Annotated in this window: 16 protein-coding genes and 1 tRNA gene; 7 read left to right on the top strand and 10 right to left on the bottom strand. The window is 33.5% G+C overall.

The annotated features are described in order from the left end of the window. Window positions 1-356: 356 nt before the first annotated feature. Genes UMM65_RS10290 through UMM65_RS10280 form a run of 3 tightly spaced genes read right to left on the bottom strand, consistent with a single transcriptional unit; the run spans window position 357 to window position 5,981 of the window. Window positions 357-1,667 carry a TolC family protein gene (locus UMM65_RS10290; protein ID WP_321976434.1) on the bottom strand — a complete coding sequence of 437 codons (1,311 nt, stop codon included), beginning with the start codon at window positions 1,665-1,667 and terminating at the stop codon, window positions 357-359. Then, window positions 1,657-4,848: an efflux RND transporter permease subunit gene (locus UMM65_RS10285; protein WP_321976432.1), complete on the bottom strand. Its 3,192-nt coding sequence runs from the start codon at window positions 4,846-4,848 to the stop codon at window positions 1,657-1,659. The genes UMM65_RS10290 and UMM65_RS10285 overlap by 11 nt, the downstream gene beginning before the upstream one ends. Window positions 4,849-4,850: 2 nt before the next feature. Further along, window positions 4,851-5,981, bottom strand: a complete 1,131-nt coding sequence (locus UMM65_RS10280; protein ID WP_321976431.1) for an efflux RND transporter periplasmic adaptor subunit — start codon at window positions 5,979-5,981, stop codon at window positions 4,851-4,853. 134 nt (window positions 5,982-6,115) lie between these two features. Between UMM65_RS10280 and bshB1 the strand changes: the two genes are divergently transcribed. Beyond that, complete coding sequence (bshB1, locus tag UMM65_RS10275) at window positions 6,116-6,832, top strand: bacillithiol biosynthesis deacetylase BshB1 (protein ID WP_321976430.1); 717 nt, start codon at window positions 6,116-6,118, stop codon at window positions 6,830-6,832. 76 nt (window positions 6,833-6,908) lie between these two features. Here bshB1 and UMM65_RS10270 read toward each other — a convergent pair whose 3' ends face one another. Both UMM65_RS10270 and UMM65_RS10265 read right to left on the bottom strand, forming a co-directional pair. Further along, entirely contained in the window at window positions 6,909-7,598 is a 690-nt protein-coding gene (locus UMM65_RS10270) for a tetratricopeptide repeat protein (RefSeq protein ID WP_321976429.1), read from the bottom strand. Between the two features lie 13 nt (window positions 7,599-7,611). Beyond that, entirely contained in the window at window positions 7,612-8,550 is a 939-nt protein-coding gene (locus UMM65_RS10265) for a hypothetical protein (protein WP_321976428.1), read from the bottom strand. Window positions 8,551-8,742: 192 nt separating this feature from the next. On the opposite strand from UMM65_RS10265, the gene UMM65_RS10260 reads away from it, so the two are divergent. Both UMM65_RS10260 and UMM65_RS10255 read left to right on the top strand, forming a co-directional pair. Beyond that, window positions 8,743-8,818, top strand: a tRNA-His gene (locus UMM65_RS10260). A gap of 518 nt (window positions 8,819-9,336) precedes the next feature. Then, on the top strand, window positions 9,337-10,032 hold the full coding sequence (locus tag UMM65_RS10255; protein ID WP_321976427.1) for a hypothetical protein: 696 nt from the start codon (window positions 9,337-9,339) through the stop codon (window positions 10,030-10,032). A 50-nt stretch (window positions 10,033-10,082) separates the two neighbouring features. Here UMM65_RS10255 and UMM65_RS10250 read toward each other — a convergent pair whose 3' ends face one another. From UMM65_RS10250 to UMM65_RS10240, 3 genes are read right to left on the bottom strand one after another with little or no spacing between them, the layout of a single operon-like run. Beyond that, a complete protein-coding gene (locus tag UMM65_RS10250; RefSeq protein ID WP_321976426.1) occupies window positions 10,083-10,433 on the bottom strand; it encodes a hypothetical protein in 351 nt (116 codons plus the stop codon). A gap of 1 nt (window position 10,434) precedes the next feature. Beyond that, window positions 10,435-10,992, bottom strand: coding sequence for an RNA polymerase sigma factor (locus UMM65_RS10245; protein WP_321976424.1), 558 nt, complete (start codon window positions 10,990-10,992; stop codon window positions 10,435-10,437). Further along, entirely contained in the window at window positions 10,989-11,315 is a 327-nt protein-coding gene (locus tag UMM65_RS10240; protein ID WP_321976423.1) for a DUF6249 domain-containing protein, read from the bottom strand. Before UMM65_RS10240 ends, UMM65_RS10245 begins: the two co-directional genes overlap by 4 nt. Window positions 11,316-11,474: 159 nt before the next feature. Between UMM65_RS10240 and UMM65_RS10235 the strand changes: the two genes are divergently transcribed. Beyond that, window positions 11,475-12,296 (top strand): trypsin-like serine protease, encoded by an 822-nt coding sequence (locus tag UMM65_RS10235; RefSeq protein WP_321976422.1) that lies wholly within the window; start codon window positions 11,475-11,477, stop codon window positions 12,294-12,296. Between the two features lie 41 nt (window positions 12,297-12,337). Here the strand turns inward: UMM65_RS10235 and uvrA are convergent, their stop codons facing one another. Then, on the bottom strand, window positions 12,338-15,115 hold the full coding sequence (uvrA, locus tag UMM65_RS10230; protein ID WP_321976421.1) for an excinuclease ABC subunit UvrA: 2,778 nt from the start codon (window positions 15,113-15,115) through the stop codon (window positions 12,338-12,340). 264 nt (window positions 15,116-15,379) lie between these two features. Here uvrA and UMM65_RS10225 point away from each other — a divergent pair, with 264 nt between their 5' ends. Next, window positions 15,380-15,964, top strand: coding sequence for an RNA polymerase sigma factor (locus UMM65_RS10225; RefSeq protein ID WP_321976420.1), 585 nt, complete (start codon window positions 15,380-15,382; stop codon window positions 15,962-15,964). A gap of 237 nt (window positions 15,965-16,201) precedes the next feature. Here UMM65_RS10225 and UMM65_RS10220 read toward each other — a convergent pair whose 3' ends face one another. Further along, window positions 16,202-16,852 (bottom strand): endonuclease III domain-containing protein, encoded by a 651-nt coding sequence (locus tag UMM65_RS10220; protein ID WP_321976419.1) that lies wholly within the window; start codon window positions 16,850-16,852, stop codon window positions 16,202-16,204. A gap of 47 nt (window positions 16,853-16,899) precedes the next feature. On the opposite strand from UMM65_RS10220, the gene bcp reads away from it, so the two are divergent. Continuing rightward, complete coding sequence (bcp, locus tag UMM65_RS10215; RefSeq protein ID WP_321976418.1) at window positions 16,900-17,349, top strand: thioredoxin-dependent thiol peroxidase; 450 nt, start codon at window positions 16,900-16,902, stop codon at window positions 17,347-17,349. 231 nt (window positions 17,350-17,580) lie between these two features. Beyond that, window positions 17,581-19,062, top strand: a complete 1,482-nt coding sequence (locus UMM65_RS10210; protein WP_321976417.1) for a sulfatase family protein — start codon at window positions 17,581-17,583, stop codon at window positions 19,060-19,062. Window positions 19,063-19,094: the final 32 nt, after the last annotated feature.

Raw genomic sequence — 19,094 nt, 5'->3', positions numbered from 1 at the left:
TTGCTTTGAGCATTCATAAGAGCCTTTAGTTCTGATTCACTCTCTTTAATGTGTAAGTCTATTTGTTTTGCCATAAGGCAATTTACAAATAATTGAGTAAATTAACAAGAGAAATGGTATAACATTGATATTTCTTCCCAGCAATAAGGGCATTGAAAAAAGTGTTCGAACATAGTTTAACTGATTTGTATGGTTGTAACAAAACACGTCAGTTTGAGTGAAATTCTGATAAGAATTTAGTATCGAAAACAAGTGTTTTGGTTTCAAAAAAACTATTCTCGATACACTTTTTTGCAAAAAAGCACTCGAATTGAAGGTTTTTAAAACCAAAGTAGTAATCATGGAAATCAGTTTTTTTAATAAGCTGTATCCAACAAATCCCCACTCAACTGTAATACTTGCAATTCTGCTAATTTAGCATCATATTTTGCGGTATTTTTTGCGTTAATCGCATTAACTAAATTTAATTGGGCTTGTCTAAATTCTATTGAAGTTACTTGCCCTAACTTAAAACGCTCTTCGGTTCTGTTAAAATTATTGGTATTGGTTTGTACGTTTTTTTCCTGAGTTTGTAGAATGAATAATTTGTTCAAATAATCATCATAAGCATTGTTAAAAGTACGGGTTATATCCAATTCAGTTTCTTCTTTTAACAACTGTTGTGTTTCTAAATTGATTTTTGCATTATTAACCAACGTTTTAGTCCTACCACCGTCGAAAACATTCCATGAAAGACTTAAGCCACCCGACAAACCAGAATTAGTAGAGGATATTATAAACGAAGATCCGTTATTATTGTTTTTATTCCAACCATAGGTGCCGTTTAATCCCACGGTAGGCAAATACCCTGATCTGTTCGCTTTGATTTGGAATTCACTAATGGTAATGTTTTTCTCTAATTGTTGTAATACCACATTATTGGTTTTAACTTTTTCGTATAATACTTCTTTATTGGGAGCAAGGGTAAAATTGACCAAAGTATCAACGGTAAATTCTGGTGCTTCATCTTTGCCTAAAACCACATACAGATCGCGTTTGGCATTTGTTAATAATTGTTTGGTACTCAGCAAATTAATACTATCGTTATTTACATCAACTTCGGCATTCAATACCGCCAACTTTGTATTTTGTCCATATTCAAATTGATATTGGACACGTTGCAACCTATCCTTTGATATGGCAAGGCTTTGTTGTTGCAATTGATAGTTTTCCGTCAATTTAGCTACATTATAATAGACCGAAAATAACTGTAAGATAGTATTCTCAATAGTTTGTCTAGCTTGTAGTTCAGACAGATTGTATTGTTCTTTTAAGCGTTGATAATCGTAGTGTCTACCCATCCCATCAAACAAAGTATAATTTAAACTGACAGAAGCATTATAACGATTACTCTCTGCACGTTTTAAAGAAAGCGTTGTGTCTATACGAACAGAAGTGTTATTATCTAAATTATAAGTAGCACCAGCATTACCGCTCAAAGTTGGTAAGTAACCTGAATTTAATATGCTCTTGTTGTTTTCGGCAATCTTTAGGTCATTATCGGCAATTTTAATTCCATAATTGTTATCTAAAGCTATACTTACCGCCTCTTGTTTTGTCAATAATTCTTGGGCCGAAATTGGCAAGGACATTAAGAATAGAATGCCGTATAAAATTTTAATGTTCATCTATTTTTTGTTCTTTAATAGCACGTTCTACTTCTTCTTTTTCTACTTTATTTCCAGAGGCCAACCATTTACTGTTGGTTTTAAAACTATTGGTTACCGATAATAATAAAGGTAAAATTAGTAAAGTTAGTACAGTGGCAATTCCAATGCCATAAGCAATAGAGATTGCCATTGGCTTTAAAAATTGAGCTTGTCGACTTTTTTCCAATAATAAAGGTGCAATACCTGCTATGGTTGTTAAGGAGGTTAAAAATATGGCTCTAAACCTGACCCTTCCAGCTTCATAAAGGGCTTCGTCAAATTTCATACCCGATTTTAAAAAGGAATTGAATTTACCTATAAGCACCAAGCCATCGTTTACCATTATACCTATTAACGCAATTATTCCCAAAGCTGAAAGTATGTTAATCGGAAAATCATGAAACCAGTGTCCCCAAGCCACGGCAATAAAACTAAAAGGAATCATGAAAATAAGTAATAATGGCTGGCTGTAACTTCTAAACGTAAAGGCAATAACTATATAGATTAAAAAAATCACAACTGGTACAACTATTTTTGCCGAATCGGTCAATTTATTGGCTTCCCTATTCTGCCCTTCATAAGAGGCACTTACCGTGGGGTACTTAGAACTAATTTCAGGCATTATATTGTCTTTAATGTCCTGAATTATTTCTGTTGGACTACCTTTAGGATCTTTTAAATCTGCATTTACTTGAATTTCCCTTCTTCCGTTTAAATGGCTAATACTTTCGTCACCTCTTTTTATAGTATAATCTGCAATTTCTCCAAACGGCACACGTTGTCCGGAAGAGGTTACAATTCGCATTTCATCAAGATCATTAATTGATTCTCTGTTGGAGCGATCATAACGCACCCAAACTCGAATTTCATCTTGCCCACGTTGAAAGCGTTGTGCTTGCAATCCGAAAAATCCAGCCCTTACTTGACTCATAACTTCTCTTAAATTGAGACCTAGTGCATATGCAGATTCTTTTAACTCGACATTGATTTCTTTTATTCCTTCAGGGTCTGTGTCAGAAATATCCGTTAAAAGTGCATTATTTTCTAGTACTGCTCTCAGCTCTTCTTTAGCTAGTTTTAATTCTTCTGTATTATTTCCCAGTAGAGATACTGAAACAGGACTCCCACCAAAATTTCTACCCGAACCAAAAATCAAACGTTCAACACCATAGACTTCTCCAACTTCGTCCCTAATGGAATTGGTTATGTCTTGTGAACTGAAATCACGGGCTTCACCAGGTAATAAATTAATGTTTAAGCTTGCTTTATTATTTCCTGGGCCAACACGTTTTATAATATTTTCAACCACTTGTACGTTACCGGTTTGTTTTTCGGTATATTCTTCATTAACCCTCCATGCGGCATTTTCCACCAAGGTAATAATGGAATCGGTAAGTTTAGGGTTGGTACCTTCGGGCATTAATAGCTCAACACTTACTCGGTCACTGGCTACATTGGGAAAAAATGCACTACGAATAATTCCCGCTCTAAAAAAGCCAATAGTAAGGATCATTAAAGCTATTAAAATGGAAAAAGTAATAAATCGTTGCTTGAGTACAAACCGAAGTACCGGACTATAGATTCTATCCCTACAATAATTCATAAAACGATCTCCCCATTCGTTAAATTTACGCAGTTTTAGAAATAATTTTGCTATTCCTTTTTTCTTTTCTTCTTCCTCTTTTGAGAGGGTAACCAATGCTTTAGAATGTGCGATGTGAGCCGGTAAAATAATTAGGGCCTCAACAAGTGAAACAATTAAGGTTAGCATTACAATTACCGATACTTCACTAAAAAATGCACCAATTCTCCCTTCAAGGAATAAAAATGTTGAAAATGCCAAAACGGTAGTTATAATGGCAGATAGAATAGCGGGTAAAACTTCCATTGTACCATCAATGGCGGCCTGTACTCTTGGTTTTCCTTGTTCGTAATGTTGGTATATGTTTTCTGAAATTACAATACCATCATCTACCAAAATACCTATTACGATAATCATTCCGAAAAGCGATAATACATTAATGGTAACATCAAATAACGGGGCAAAAATAAACATCCCTAAAAAGGCAACTGGTAAGCCTAAAGCTACCCAAAATGCCAAACGTGTATTTAAAAAAAGTGATAGAAAGAAAAGTACTAAAAGAATACCAACGGCACCATTCTCTAAAAGTAATTGAGTACGCTCTGCCAATCTGATCGAAGAGTCGCTCACAACATCTATTTTAACACCACTATGTTTTTGATTGAACTCTTTTACATAAGCATTTACTTGATCTGCGGTGGACATAAGGTCTTCGCTGTTCGTATTGGTTATTTCCACATTCACAGCTACATTCCCGTTAAAATAGGACGCATTAGGAGTCTCGGAAAATCGATCTTTAACCGTTGCCACATCTTGTAAACGCACTATAGTTCCGTCTTCTCTGGCCCTAACCGTCAAGTGATTTAGTTCATCCCCATAATAAGACCTGTTGCTGGCTCTAATTAAATAATCTTCGGCATCCGTTTTTATGTTTCCACCAGTAGTTAGAATATTTGCTTGAGATACTGCACTTGCAACTTCTGCAAAGGTTAAATTATAGGCCAGTAAATCACTCTCTCTAACAGCAATCTCTATTTCTTCTTGAGGATAGCCAGATATATCAATTTGAGAAATGCCTTCCATGGCACGTAGGTCATTTTCTATCTGCCTACCAATTTGTTTTAGGGCTGTCAGTTCTATATTATCTCCACTAATGGCAAAATCTATGGTTTGACGTATCCGCTCTTGTTTAGCAACCACTAAGGGTTCCATGCCCGTGGGAAAGTTGGGTACACGGTCAACAGCGTTTTTAACTTCGGCAAGCATGTCATTAATATCTTGATCACTTTCAATTTCAACGGTAATATTCCCTCCGTTTTCCCTTGAAGTTGAGGTTACGCGTTCTACTCCAATAAGCCCTTTTAAATTGTCCTCTATTTTTAAGACCACCCCTTCTTCAATTTCTTGTGGTGCGGCACCAGGATAAGCAACATTAATAGAAATAATCTCTGCTTCTTGTAGTGGGAAAAATGAAGATTTTAATTGAAGCATCCCCAACACCCCAAAAATTAAGAAAGCTATGATGATTACATTGACTGCAACTTCATATTTTATGAAATAGCTAATTACTTTTCTCATAATTATTCTGAAGTTTTATTGCTCGATTCATCATATATTTTCACCAGCATACCAGCATAGGCACCCGGAATGGATTTTGATAAAATTTTTGTACCGTCAGGAACCCCTTTAATAACTACCTCTTTTGGTGAAAAATAAACAGGATCTACTTTAATAACATCTAAAATACTATCTTTAATAATAAAGATTTCCGATTCATCAATTAATAACTTTCTCGAAATTTTTATAGCATTTGGCTCTTCCTTTGCTTCTAACTGAGCTTCAAGATACATCCCTTCCTTTAGTGACGTTCCCCGTACTTCAACAAATACTTTTATGGTTTGTGTTGTTTGGTCTATTTTGCCATTTATCCGAGTTACTTTTCCCTCATAAGTTTTATCGTCGTCAGGTGTTTTTAGTTTTACGCTTTCCCCGATTTTTAGCAAATCGCTAAATGTTTTACCAATGGCCAATTCCAACTCATAAACAGAGGTATCAATAAATTCCCCTAATTTTTGACTTGGTCTTATTAACGTGCCTTTGGTAACCAATGCCTCGGTTAAAACACCATTAAACGGTGCAGAAATTCTATATTTGGATAACCGTTGCTCTAAATTTTTAACGTTATAATAAGCCGTTATAATGCCACGGCCGGTTACAAAATAGTTTGCTTTCTCATCGTTAGTTTCTGGTAATGGGGCAACACTTTTACTAATATCAAAATTCGTTAAGTAGGTATTCCACGCAGGGAACACAGATGGATAATCCAATCTTAAATCTGGCATTATTGCAGTAATGGCATTATATAAGTCGCTTTTTGCCGATTGTACAGAGGCATAATATTCGCTTGAATTTATGCTAATTAAAGTTTGCCCCTTTTTATATGCCTGTCCGGCTTTAAAATCCTTGGAGCTACCTTGAAAAACACCTTGGACTTCTGAATACAATTCTAATCTATTTTTTGCAACTAATGTACCGTTTGCTGGAATAACTATAGGAACGGTAGTGTTTTTAACAGTTTCGCTAAAAACTGTTTTTATAACTTTTTCTACTTTTGGCTTTGGTTTAATACTGTTTTCAACAATATAATAAGATGCTACTAAAGCAAGTATAATAATAGCAACACCAATTGCTGAAAGTAAAATTTTTCTCATAGTTAATAAATGTTAAATAGATGTATCCAAAGGCAAATGCCAAAAATATGTTAAAATTCAGGCAGTTACTAATGTGGCCATTTAAATTTTTGTTAAAAATACTTTAGTATCTTTGAATACTATTATAAATACATATGAAATTAGATATACTTGCCGTTGGTTCGCACCCAGATGATGTTGAATTGGGCTGTGGGGCAACTTTGGCCAAAGAAATCTCCCTCGGAAAAAAAGTGGGTATTTTAGATTTGACCAGAGGTGAACTGGGAACCCGTGGTTCGGCTGAAATACGAGACAAAGAAGCTGCCAACGCCGCAAAAATTTTAAAAGTTGAGGTGCGAGAAAATTTGAGGTTTGACGATGCGTTTTTTGTAAATGATAAATTACATCAACTAGAAGTCATAAAAGTTATTAGAAAGTATCAGCCAAAAATCGTTTTGTGCAATGCTATTGACGATAGGCATATAGACCACGGCAAAGGTAGTAAGTTGGTCAGTGATGCCTGCTTTTTATCGGGTTTACGAAAGATTGAAACAAAATTGGATGGAAAAAACCAAGAAGCTTGGCGACCCCAACATGTCTATCATTACATACAATGGAAAAATATTGAACCCGATTTTATGGTTGATGTAACTGGATTTATCAATAAAAAAATAGAAGCTATTAAGGCTTACTCTTCTCAGTTTTATAATCCGAATAGCAATGAGCCAATTTCACCTATAGCTACCAAAAATTTTTTTGAAAGTGTTGAATATAGGGCCAAAGATTTAGGAAGGTTAATAGGTACTGATTACGGAGAAGGTTTTACGGTAGAACGTTATGTAGCTATTGATAATTTAGATGCCTTGATTTAATCATGTAATCGATTTTTAATAAGCACATTTTTTTGAGATTAAATAATTTTTACTGCCATTTGCTACTACCCAGCTTTTACTTTACCTCCAATTCATTAATAGTTCTTTTTATTCTCTCATTTCCAGAATCGTAAACCAATGCTTTTTTGTAATTGACTATAGCCTGAAGTGTGTCTCCACTTTTAAGATAGGCTTCAGCCAAACTATCATACACATTATAACTATACGGGTGCAGAGCTGCATTTATTTTAAAAATGTTTAATGCTTGTTCAAAATTGTCGCTACGAAGATGATAATACCCCAATGAATTCATTTCCCTTTCGTTGATGGCAACATCTAAGGAGTCCTTTTCTTTTATTGCCAAATAACCTTTCAACGCTTTTTCATATTCATTATTGGCTAAATATTCACTCGGTATTAATTCACCTTCTTTAAGTTTTTTAAAGTTATATTCAATTTTTGCACCATCTTCTTTGGGTACTAGCACCAAATATTTTTGTTGGTTTTTAGGATTGGTTTTAAACATAACTTTCTCGTTCATTTCTTTTACAAAAAACACATCGTCACCTAATTTCATAGGTTCTATATCTTTTATTCCTTTCCAATTCATCAATAGTACTTTATCCTTAAAATAAACCTCAATTACCTGATCTGAAGTATATAAATACCTTCCAGTCACGTTCTCTATAAACTCATCGCTATTGGTTGGCTTTGCACAGCTAATAATCAAAATAAAAAGTGATAAGTTCAATATTTTAGATTTCATAGTATTATAAGTTTTAATTTTTCTTTATTATTTCTTTTCCAATTCTTATATATGTCTCTTTTACATCTTCTGGCAATTGTCTGGCACCGAGTGCTTCAGAAGTGTCAAACCCACCAGGCCAAGTATATCCAATTAGAGCAATAACTTTTTCTTCGGTTTTTGCCAATTCGTAGTAACTATCGGCAACAGCTTCCATATCGTTTTGAGATATTCCGTAAATACCTTGATGGATTTCCTTTATAAAATGAGTGTCCATTACCAATACTAACTTTTGGTTTTCATTTACCAATTTAGATTTTAATAAAGACAGTTCTTTTAAGAATTGACTGTTGTTTTTAGGATCTTTTATAAAGTAATGGTCAAAACCGACCCAATCTACCGAATTCGGAATTTCTAATTCGTGCAAAATAACAGAAGCCTCTATCATTAAAATTGGAATTACAGGAATTGTTGCTTTAACATAATCTGTGGCTGACTTTAGTTCGTTAAACGAAATACCGTTCCAAGTGGGTTCTTCACCAATATAAAAAGCCTGGATTTTGTCAATATTATTCTGTAAGTCATTGGTTTCTAAAAAAATATTCCAACGGTTTTTATAATCACTTCTTAAGTTATATTCAGTACCGCTTTGACTATTAGTGCCTGTTTGTTCAAAGAAAATTTCATGTAAGTGTAAAACGGTTTTGATGTCATAACTTTCCATCTTGTTTAGCCTACTTATAATATTGTCATTTGGATTGATGACCAATAAATCGGCTATATTGGAAAAATCAGCAATTTCATCAAGATAATTTGTTTTGGGTTCTGCATCTAAAGGATCGTCCCAACCCACATCAATTAAAGTAAAACCAAAGTATTTTAAATGATTTAAATTTAAATCAGAATTGCTATCGTTTGATTGACAGGAAATTAAACAACTTAAAAAGAACACTATTTTTAATAACGTTTTCATTTCTGAAGGATACGATTTATCACCATATTAGTTAGTAGAATAAAATGTGCTAAAAGTTACAAATTTTTCATTTTTTATTTGAAGAAGATTACAAATAGATTATATTTGCACTCGATTTGCCACTTAGGCAGGTTCAAATATTGTTGCTCATCTCGATAGCTATCGGGAGGTTAGAGCATCAAAATTGTAAATGGTGGTTGTAGCTCAGTTGGTTAGAGCATCGGTTTGTGGTACCGAGGGTCGTGGGTTCGAGCCCCATCTTCCACCCAAAGAGTTGATTTTTATTAATCAACTCTTTTTTTTATGCCAAATTTTTATCGTTTCCAATTTATGGGGCGAGAAGCCTGTCCCGATGTATATATTCAAGGTAAAGGAATGACGTAGAAAATAACTATTGGGAAGCCCCACCTGCCCGTTCGAAGTTTACGGAGGCGGGTCTTCCACCCAAGTAAAAGGTTTCTCTGAAAAGAGTAATCTTTTTTAGTTATTGGGTTATTAGGTCATTTTTCTAACCTGTAACTTGTGATCATTGGAATTTTATTTTTGGAATTTATTTGTTATTTGATGCTTGAAATTTGTTTTTTAAATTCCACTAACCACTAACCACTAACCACTAACCACTAACCACTAACCACTAACCACTAACCACTAACCACTAACTACAAATCTCTTGTCTCAATACTAAAAATCCACCGACCACCGACTAACGACCAATAACTATTAAACTTTAAGTTTTTATTAAGATAAATTTCAATAAATTTGCAACCACCCGAAAAATAATTAACTATGAAAAATTTTTACATTACCCTTAGTGCCTTTTTAGCCATTGCTACTATTTATGCACAAAACAGTACCGATACAAGTTTAGATAAAGCAGTGTTAAAACAAGCTATGCGTTATGCGGATGCTGATGTTGCAAAGAAAAGTATGTACGATATTATTGCCAAAGAAGGTGATAACAGTACCTATAAAGATAGCTTGGCCTATTTGTATTTTAACGATAGAAAATTTGCCTCTTGTTTTATGGTTTGTACTGATATATTAAGTAAAGATGGAAATAAACAAGAAGTTTTAGAAATGCAAGCCATCTCTTTGGAAAATATGGGAGCTTTTGATAAAGCGGCACAATCTTATGCCAAATTAACCGTAAAGTCAGGAAATAATTACCATGCCTATAAATTGGCAAATTTGTATTTTGCCATGAAAAAATATGATGAAGCTTATAAAGCGGTACAAAAAGCACAAGAACTTAAAGATACTGGTGAAATAAAAGTGAGCTATGCCGTAAATAAAAATTATCAACAACAAGTAGCGTTGTTAGCCGCAATATCGAATTTAAAAGGATTGATTGAATTTGAGCAAGATAAAATGGATGCCGCCAAAATAAGTTTTCAAAAAGCGGTTGAACTGCAAGATGATTTTGTATTGGCAAAAGAGAATTTACAAGCAGTAATTGATGGTAAGCAGGTGAAGAAGGAGTAAAAAAACGCCTTAAACTTCTTAAAGGCAAAAATAGTGAATAATTGATGTTTTTAGTTGGGTAAACTCTTTCTGAATACAACAACACCAAACGTAATTTCAATATAGACCACTATTACAACTAGGGACGCAAAGAGAGTAGGGTAAAAGTTGGTTAAATTGGCTTTACCATAGCTATTAGACGCTAATAGCTCAACGTAAGTTACAATTCCATAAACGACGAAAAGTAACAAGCTTATAAAAATTCCTACTTTAGCCTTCCGTTTGGTTTTTACTAAAATGACTTTATAATCTTTTTGGCTATTTATTTTGTCCATGATGTTGTCTTCTAGATTGACATCAATGCTTTTTAATTCGTTATTGTTGATTAATAGTTTCTTTATGTTTTTTTCTGTTGTATCCATTTTAAAAATTATTATGTTGAACTGATAAAGCAAGGAAACTTTTTCTTGCTCTATGAAGTAATACTTTTATGTTTGACTTTGTAAAACCGGTAATTTTCTCTATTTCTAAAATAGACTCTTCATGTAAGTAGTGTAATTTTAAAAGCAATGCTTCATTCGGTTTCATTAAGTTCAATGTTTTTTTAATTTCCATTTGTTTATCATTTAGTTCAAACTTATTTACGGCTTCATTAAACGTGCTTGAATAATCAATGGGGTCATCCATAAAAGTAATAAATTCTTTAGATATTTTATTTTTCTTTAAAAATTTTAATGCTTCGTTTACAACTATTTTATATAACCAAGTGGAAAACTTAGCGTCAGACCTATAGGAACGCAGTCCTTTATAAGCTCTTATAAATGAATTTTGAACCACATCATTCGCGTTAAATTCATTTTTTACCATAGATATAGCTATGGAAAATGCCATTTCTTGATAGGTTCTAATAAAATAGCGAAAAGCGTCTTTATCTCCAGAGAGTACTTTATTTATATGAACTAAGTCCGATTCAGAATTCAACTGCTCTTCTTTTTGTTTACAAAATAAGAGATAAGAAAACCGATGCCACCAAAAAGTAGCAGAAAGCCTGGGATAATTACATAATCAGGGATGTTGGTATTGGCAGAAAACATATAAGAAACAAAAATTCCTGCGGCTAAGGAGAAAAAAAGTATGGCTAAATTCAATAAGATATTCCCATAATTTTTAATTTCTTTATCAATTATACCACTTTCAATTTTGGCCATTTGCTCTATATGCCTGGTTTTAATAAGATAGTAAATCGTAAATGCTACCGTTGCTAGTAATACAACAATTACTAAAGATGGTCCTAGTAATTTCATGTTTCTTTTGTTTTAAGTTTAAATTATTGTCAATAGGATACGTGTATTCTATAAAAGGTTACAGAATTTAAAAAAAATTAATTATTTGTAACCTTTTCCATATCATAAATATCAAATTAACAAATAAAATTTAGTAATCAATTTTTAAAACAAATAAAAATGAAAAAAGTAAACATTCTATTAATAGCTACAATTAGTTTAATACTACTTAGTTTTAGTTCTTCAAATTTTATGGGAATCATCAGACATGATGTCTCTATTGAAAAATATAGAGAAGTTGGTAATCGTAATGAGTTTGATTGTGTTGGTCGATATTCTGAATCTGAAGAAAGTAAAGACTACGCAGTAGGTGTATTAATAGCCCCAAAATGGGTGTTAACTGCAGCACACTTTGTGCAGGACTCTTCTGTATGGAAATTTGGTAACAATTTTTATAAAACAAAAAGAATAGTTAGACACCCAGAATTAAAACCAGATGCTCAAGAAACCCAATGGATAGGGTGTGATATGGCCTTGATAGAACTTGAAAACCCTGTTTTGGACATAAAACCGGCAATTCGATATTACGGTGATAAAGAGTTGGGACAAACAATTACTAAAGTGGGATATGGATTTATTGGTAATGGAAAAGTAGGTATGGACAATCCCAGAAAACAAGAAAAACTAGGTGGACAAAATGTAGTGGATGCAATTGGCGGTTCTTTTGAAAATAGAGAATTCACTACTAGTGTTATGGTATGCGATTTTGATAACCCTGAGAACAATGAATTCAATCATTTTGGTTCTCCTATTCCCCTTGACATGGAAATTGGAGGGTCAAAAGGAGATAGCGGCGGCGGCGTATTTATGGAAGATAATGGTGGGTTTGTTTTGGTAGGTATAGTTTCTGGGGCATTAAACAGAGAGATTAAATATACTGCGGTTATGGCACTTGCTAGGGTCTCAAAGGCTAATGCCTGGATTGATTCGGTTATTTACTAATAGATATAAATAAAGAAAAGTTGAATTAAAATTCTAGAATTTTAATTCAACTTTTCTTTTAAATAAGTAGCTGTATAAGAATTCTTAACGTTAACCAAATCCTCGGGCAATCCTTGGAACAATAGATTACCACCCGTTTTTCCGCCATCTTTACCAAGGTCAATAATATAATCAGCACATTTTATTAGGTCAATATTATGTTCTATTACCACTATGGTATGTCCTTTTTCTATTAGGGCATTAAATGAGGCCAATAGTTTTTTAATGTCGTGAAAATGTAATCCAGTTGTGGGTTCGTCAAAAATAAAGAGGACTTTATCTTTTGTAGTGCCTTTAACTAAAAACGAAGCGAGTTTTATACGCTGTGCTTCACCGCCCGAAAGGGTAGAAGAGGCCTGTCCCAATTGGACATAACCCAAACCAACATCTTGTAAAGGTTTTAATTTGGTAACGATTTTTTTTTGTCCGTGCTGTTTAAAAAATGCCGTGGCTTCGTCAATGGTCATTTCCAACACATCAGAAATTGACTTATCCTCAAAGTTTACTTCTAAAATTTCCTTTTTAAAACGTTTGCCCTTACAAGTCTCGCAAGGTAAATGCACATCTGCCATAAATTGCATGCTAATGGTTACTTCGCCTTCACCTTTGCAGGTTTCGCATCGGCCGCCATCCACATTAAATGAAAAATGTTTGGCTTTGTACCCTCTTATTTTCGATAATTTTTGTTGGGTAAATAAGGCTCTAATATCATCATATACCTTTATATAGGTAACTGGATTCGATCTACTTGATCGTCCAATCGGATTTTGATCTATAAACTCTACACTTTTTATAGTAGAAAAATCGCCTTCAATACTGGTAAACTGACCGGGTTTTTCACCGTAATTGAACAATTTCTTCTGTAAGGCTGGGTACAAAATGTTTTTGACTAAAGTACTTTTTCCACTTCCTGAAACACCAGTAATAACGGTTAAGGTATTTAGAGGGAATTGAACATCAATATTTTTCAGATTATGTTCTCTAGCCCCAATTACTTTTATAAAATCCGTGGCTTTTCGTCTTTTTGTCGGGACTTCTATTTTTAATTTTCCCGTTAGGTAATTGGCCGTTAAGGTATCCGCTTTTAAAATTTCCTTATAAGTACCATAAGCCACCAATTCGCCACCAAAAGTTCCCGCTTCGGGACCAATATCAATAATGTAATCGGCAGCTTTCATAATATCTTCATCATGCTCTACTACAATTACGGTATTGCCTAAATCACGCAATCCTCTTAAAACTTTGATTAAGCGTTCGGTATCTTTGGAATGTAAGCCAATACTAGGCTCATCCAAAATATACATGGAACCTACCAAGCTACTTCCTAACGAAGTTGCCAGATTAATCCGTTGGCTTTCACCACCCGAAAGAGTATTTGATGCACGATTTAAACTTAAATAGTTCAACCCTACATCTGACAAAAACTGCAAACGGTTATTAATTTCTTTTAATAATCTTTTGGCAATATTAAAATCATGTTCAGATAGTTTTAGTCCCTGAAAAAAGTCAAGTACTTCATTAATAGGTAAATTGACCAAATCGGTAATTGTGGTATTACTAATCTTTATATAGGATGTTTCTTTACGTAATCGTTTTCCGTGACAGGTTGTACATTTAGTTTTGCCACGATACCGTGAAAGCATTACACGATATTGGATTTTATAAGTTTTTTCTTCAATATGCTTGAAGAAAGTATTTAATCCATGAAAATATTTGTTTCCATCCCAAAGTAATTGCTTTTGGTCATCCGTCAATTCAAAATATGGTTTGTGAATTGGGAAATCGAACTTATAAGCATTGTCAATCAACGCTTCTTTATATTCTAAAAAAGAATCGGTCCGCCATGGTACAATAGCATCATCATAAATAGATAAAGCCGTGTTTGGTATCACTAAATCCTCGTCGATACCGATAACATTTCCATAACCTTCGCAAGTGGGGCATGCTCCATACGGATTGTTAAAACTGAATAAATGTGTATTGGGCTCTAAAAAAGACATGCCGTCCAATTCAAACTTATTATTAAAAACATGTTGTTTGTTGTTGGACAGATCTTCAATGATACACTCGCCCTTGCCCTCAAAAAAAGCAGTTTCAATGGCATCAGCCAATCTGTTGTAGAAATCCTCATTATCTTGTACAACAATCCTATCTACGACCAATTGGAATTCTTTTTGGTCTTTGGGTTTAAAATCATTGATTCTTATAATTTCATTGTCAACTTTTATTCTGGCATACCCCTGTTGTTCTAAAATCTGAAGTACCTTTTTTAAGGTTCTGCCATTATCTATAGTTAGAGGTGCCAATAGTAATAACTTGCTCTTTTCATCATATTTTTTAATATGGTCAATAACATCGGCAACTGTATTTTTTTTGACTTCATTACCAGAAACTGGTGAATAGGTCCTGCCAATTCTGGCAAATAACAACTTTAAATAATCATAAATTTCAGTAGAAGTACCTACTGTAGAACGCGGATTGGTACTGTTGACCTTTTGCTCGATGGCAATAGCTGGGGCAATACCTTTTATATATTCTACTTTAGGTTTATTCAATTTACCTAAAAATTGTCTTGCATAAGAAGAAAGACTTTCCACATATCTCCGTTGCCCTTCGGCGTACAAAGTATCGAATGCTAAACTCGATTTTCCCGAGCCGGATAAACCGGTAATTACCACCAATTTATTTCTCGGAATGGCCACATTTACATCTTTTAAGTTATGCAATGCAGCTTTTTTTATAATTATTTGCACTTTTGGATCTAAGTTGTCTATCTTCACGGAAGCCCTTTAAAATATGAAATAGCGACAAAGATAGTGACTTATTTTTGTAAAAAAAATATAGGGCAGTATAAAATATTTTTAAAAAAAGTTTGTTTTATTAAAAAGTTTGTCATTATATTTGCCCCGTTCAGTCTAACCAATTGAACATAAATATTAGGAACTAGTTTCCCCTTAACTAAAAAAATTAACGCTTATAGTATAGTTCTACTTTTTAAAATTAATTAACGAAGTCTCATAGCTTCATTAACCAAAAAGGGAATTATGCAAAAACAAAAATTAGACGATAGCGTCTTAGTAAGGAACTACATTAACGGTAGTGAAAGATCATTAGAAATCTTAGTTGGTCGTCACAAACAAAAAATCTACAGTTTTATTTATTCAAAAGTATTGGACAGAGATATCGCAGAAGATATTTTCCAAGATGCTTTTATCAAAGTAATCAGAACTTTAAAATTAGGTAACTACAACGAGGAAGGTAAATTCTTACCTTGGGTAATGAGAATTTCGCATAACTTGGTTATTGACCATTTTAGAAAGAGCAACAGAATGCCTTCATTTAAGAACACGGAAGAATTTGATATTTTTTCTGTTTTAAGTGATTCTTCTCTGAATGCTGAGAAGGAAATTATTAAAAATCAAATACATTTTGATGTTAGAAGGATAATTGAAGAGTTACCTGAAGATCAAAAAGAAGTATTGATTATGCGTATTTACAGAGACATGAGTTTTAAGGAAATCTCTGAAAACACAGGGGTTAGCATTAATACTGCCTTAGGTAGAATGCGATATGCTTTGATTAATTTGAGAAAAATTATTGAAAAAAATAAAATAGTTTTAACCAATTAACAATAATGTAAATTTTTCTTCGTTATATACTCAACCCTAACACTTAATTTTAGTATATATGAAGAAAATTTACACTGAGGAATTGCTGAATAAGCAATTCACCCCCAAAAAAAGTACGATCTCGTTTATCTTAAATTACTCCAAATCAATTGAAGTAGTTAAAAATGAGAAAGACGAACAAATTTTGTTTAATTTGAATTAAAAGGAAAAGGCTTGTAAGAAATTACAAGCCTTTTTTTATTTTTTGTAATAGGCACTAAGAACACTTTTTCTACCAATAGTTTTCGTAATAATATCTTTCTCCAAATCCCATCCTCGGGCAGGAGAATACTCTCTACCATAATAAATAATTTGTAAATGCAATTTATTCCAAGTCTCTTTTGGAAATAATCGTTTCGCATCTTTTTCTGTTTGTACCACGTTTTTTCCAGAACTTAAATTCCATCGATACATTAGCCTATGTATGTGTGTATCAACAGGAAAAGAAGGAATATTAAATGCCTGGCTCATAACCACAGAGGCTGTCTTGTGTCCAACGGCTGGCAATGCTTCAAGGTCTTCAAAATTTTGAGGAACTTTTCCATTGTGCTTGTCAATTAATATCTGTGACAAACCATAAATCCCTTTTGATTTCATTGGCGAAAGCCCTACAGGTTTTATAATTTCCCTAATTTCATCAACGGATAACTTAACCATATCATACGGATTATCTGCTTTTTCAAATAGGAGGGGAGTAATGGTATTTACCCTAGCATCAGTGCTTTGTGCAGAAAGCAAAACAGAGATCAACAACGTATAAGGGTCTTTATGTACCAAAGGTATTGGAGGATTTGGATATAATTTCTCTAAGGTTTCAATTACAAAATCAACACTTTCTTTTTTGGTCATTTTTAATTAGCTTTGGTAAAATTAAATTTTAAACAAAAGTAACAATAATGACAACATTAAAGGTAGGGGATAAGGCACCAGAATTTGAAGCCAAAGATCAAACGGGAAAAACAATAAAGTTAAGTGATTATAAAGGCGAGAAATTAGTTTTGTTTTTTTACCCAAGGGCAAACACACCAGGGTGTACAGATGAGGTTTGTAATTTGCGGGATAATTATGCAACTTTAAAAGAAAAAGGTTACAAGTTATTGGGTGTTAGTGCTGATACAGCGAGAAAACAAGGAAACTTCATAAAGAAAAACTCACTACCTTTTCCGTTATTAGCTGATGTTGACAGAACAGTTATCGATTCCTATAAAGTTTGGGGACCCAAAAAATTTATGGGAAGGGAATTTGATGGCATATACCGAACCACTTTTATTATTGACGAAGAGGGTATAATTGAAAATATAATCACAAAAGTAAAAACTAAAGACCATGCCGCACAAATTATATAAGTAATCCCATTGATTATTTTATTTTTAAAGCAACCAACCTAAATTTTATATAAGATGAACCCAAAAATTAAAATGAACAGAAATAAAAAGCAAGTTGCGAAACTTGTAATTTTAATATTTTCGATAATAGTAATTCTTTTATTCTTGAATTTTATTTTTAATAGCTTTTTTTAAGATATTAGTTAAGTCCAAAATCATATATCGAATAAAATAATCTAAAACTTTAAACAGATGAAAAAATTATTATTAGTTCCAGTATTGCTTCTAGCTTTTGCCTGTAAAAATGAAAAAGCGAAAGAAGAAGCCACTGTTAAAAAACCAAATATTTTATTGATTGTGGTTGACGACCAAGGCTATGCCGATTTTGAACCTTTTGATAATAGTAGCGAAGATATTACCACACCAAATATGTCTAGAATTGCGAATGCTGGCATGGTATTTACACAGGCATATACTACGGCACCGGTTTGCAGTCCGTCAAGAGCTGCACTTATAACCGGGAAAAATCAATTTAGATGGGACAAGCCTGCCAGTTGGGGGCCAGGTTTACCTGACAGCGTAAAGACTTTGCCTGAATATTTGAAAGAAGTGGGGTATGCCACTTCAAGGATTGGGAAGAACGATTTGGGACAAAAATTTCATAGAAATGATGTTAGGGAATATCCCTTAAATCATGGTTACGACGAATTTTTAGGATTTTCCGCCCACGCCCATGATTACTGGTTAAATTCAAAAGAAATTAAAGATAGAACCCCTGATCCTTATGGAACTAGTGCGTTGCTAGGTCCTTTAATGCACAATATGGGCGAAAAAAGCTATGATGAGGGTTATTTAACGGATATTTTTACCGATGAGGCCATAGATTTTATAAAACGTAAAAAAGACGAACCTTTTTTCTTGACCTTGGCCTATAATTCTGTTCATCATTTAATACATCAAGTACCTCAAAAGTATTTAGATAAATACAATGTAAAGCCCATACCTAATTATGATCCGGACAGTTTATTGGCTTATGGGAAGCATGAAGCGGGTACATACTCTGCTTACTATGATAAATATTCTCGTTTAGGAGCTATACAAGATGAGGATTTACGAAAATATTATTTGGCAAATCTCAATTGCTTGGATGATAATATTGGTCGTGTTTTAGATGTGTTGGAATCTGAAAATTTAGATAAAAACACCATTATTGTTTTTGTTTCAGATAACGGGGGTACACCCTTAAACGGTGCAAATAATGCACCGCTTACCGCTGGAAAATATTCTATTTGGGAAGGTGGAATTAGAGTGCCTATGGCCATGAGTTGGCCGGGTAAAATAGATGGAGGAAAAGTAGAGAATGAATATGTATCTGCATTAGATATAATGCCAACTTTACTAGATGCTTCTGGAGTACAATTAAATGATAATACCATTGATGGTATTAATTTATTGAAACCTGAAAAAGACCGTTTGTTGGTATGGAAATGGCAAAAAACCTGGGCGGTACGTAAAGGTGATTGGAAACTGACCAATACCAATGAAAATCACTGGAAGAGCCGACCTTCAAATTTATATATAAAACCGATCGCTGACGATTTAGCATTAAAATTGTTTGATCTTAAAAATGATCCTGGAGAAAGGGTTAACCTTGCGGAAAAATATCCCGAAAAAGTTGCTGCTTTAGAAACTGCCTACAAGGATTGGATGGAACAAAACTTTGGAAAGTTTTAATTTACATATCTGTATTCAGTAATAATATCCTG

The sequence above is a fragment of the Aureibaculum koreense genome (genome assembly GCF_034296135.1).
Lineage (GTDB): Bacteria > Bacteroidota > Bacteroidia > Flavobacteriales > Flavobacteriaceae > Aureibaculum.
The sequence above is the reverse complement of the archived record's forward strand: the minus strand, read 5'-3'. Positions and strand labels throughout refer to the sequence as shown.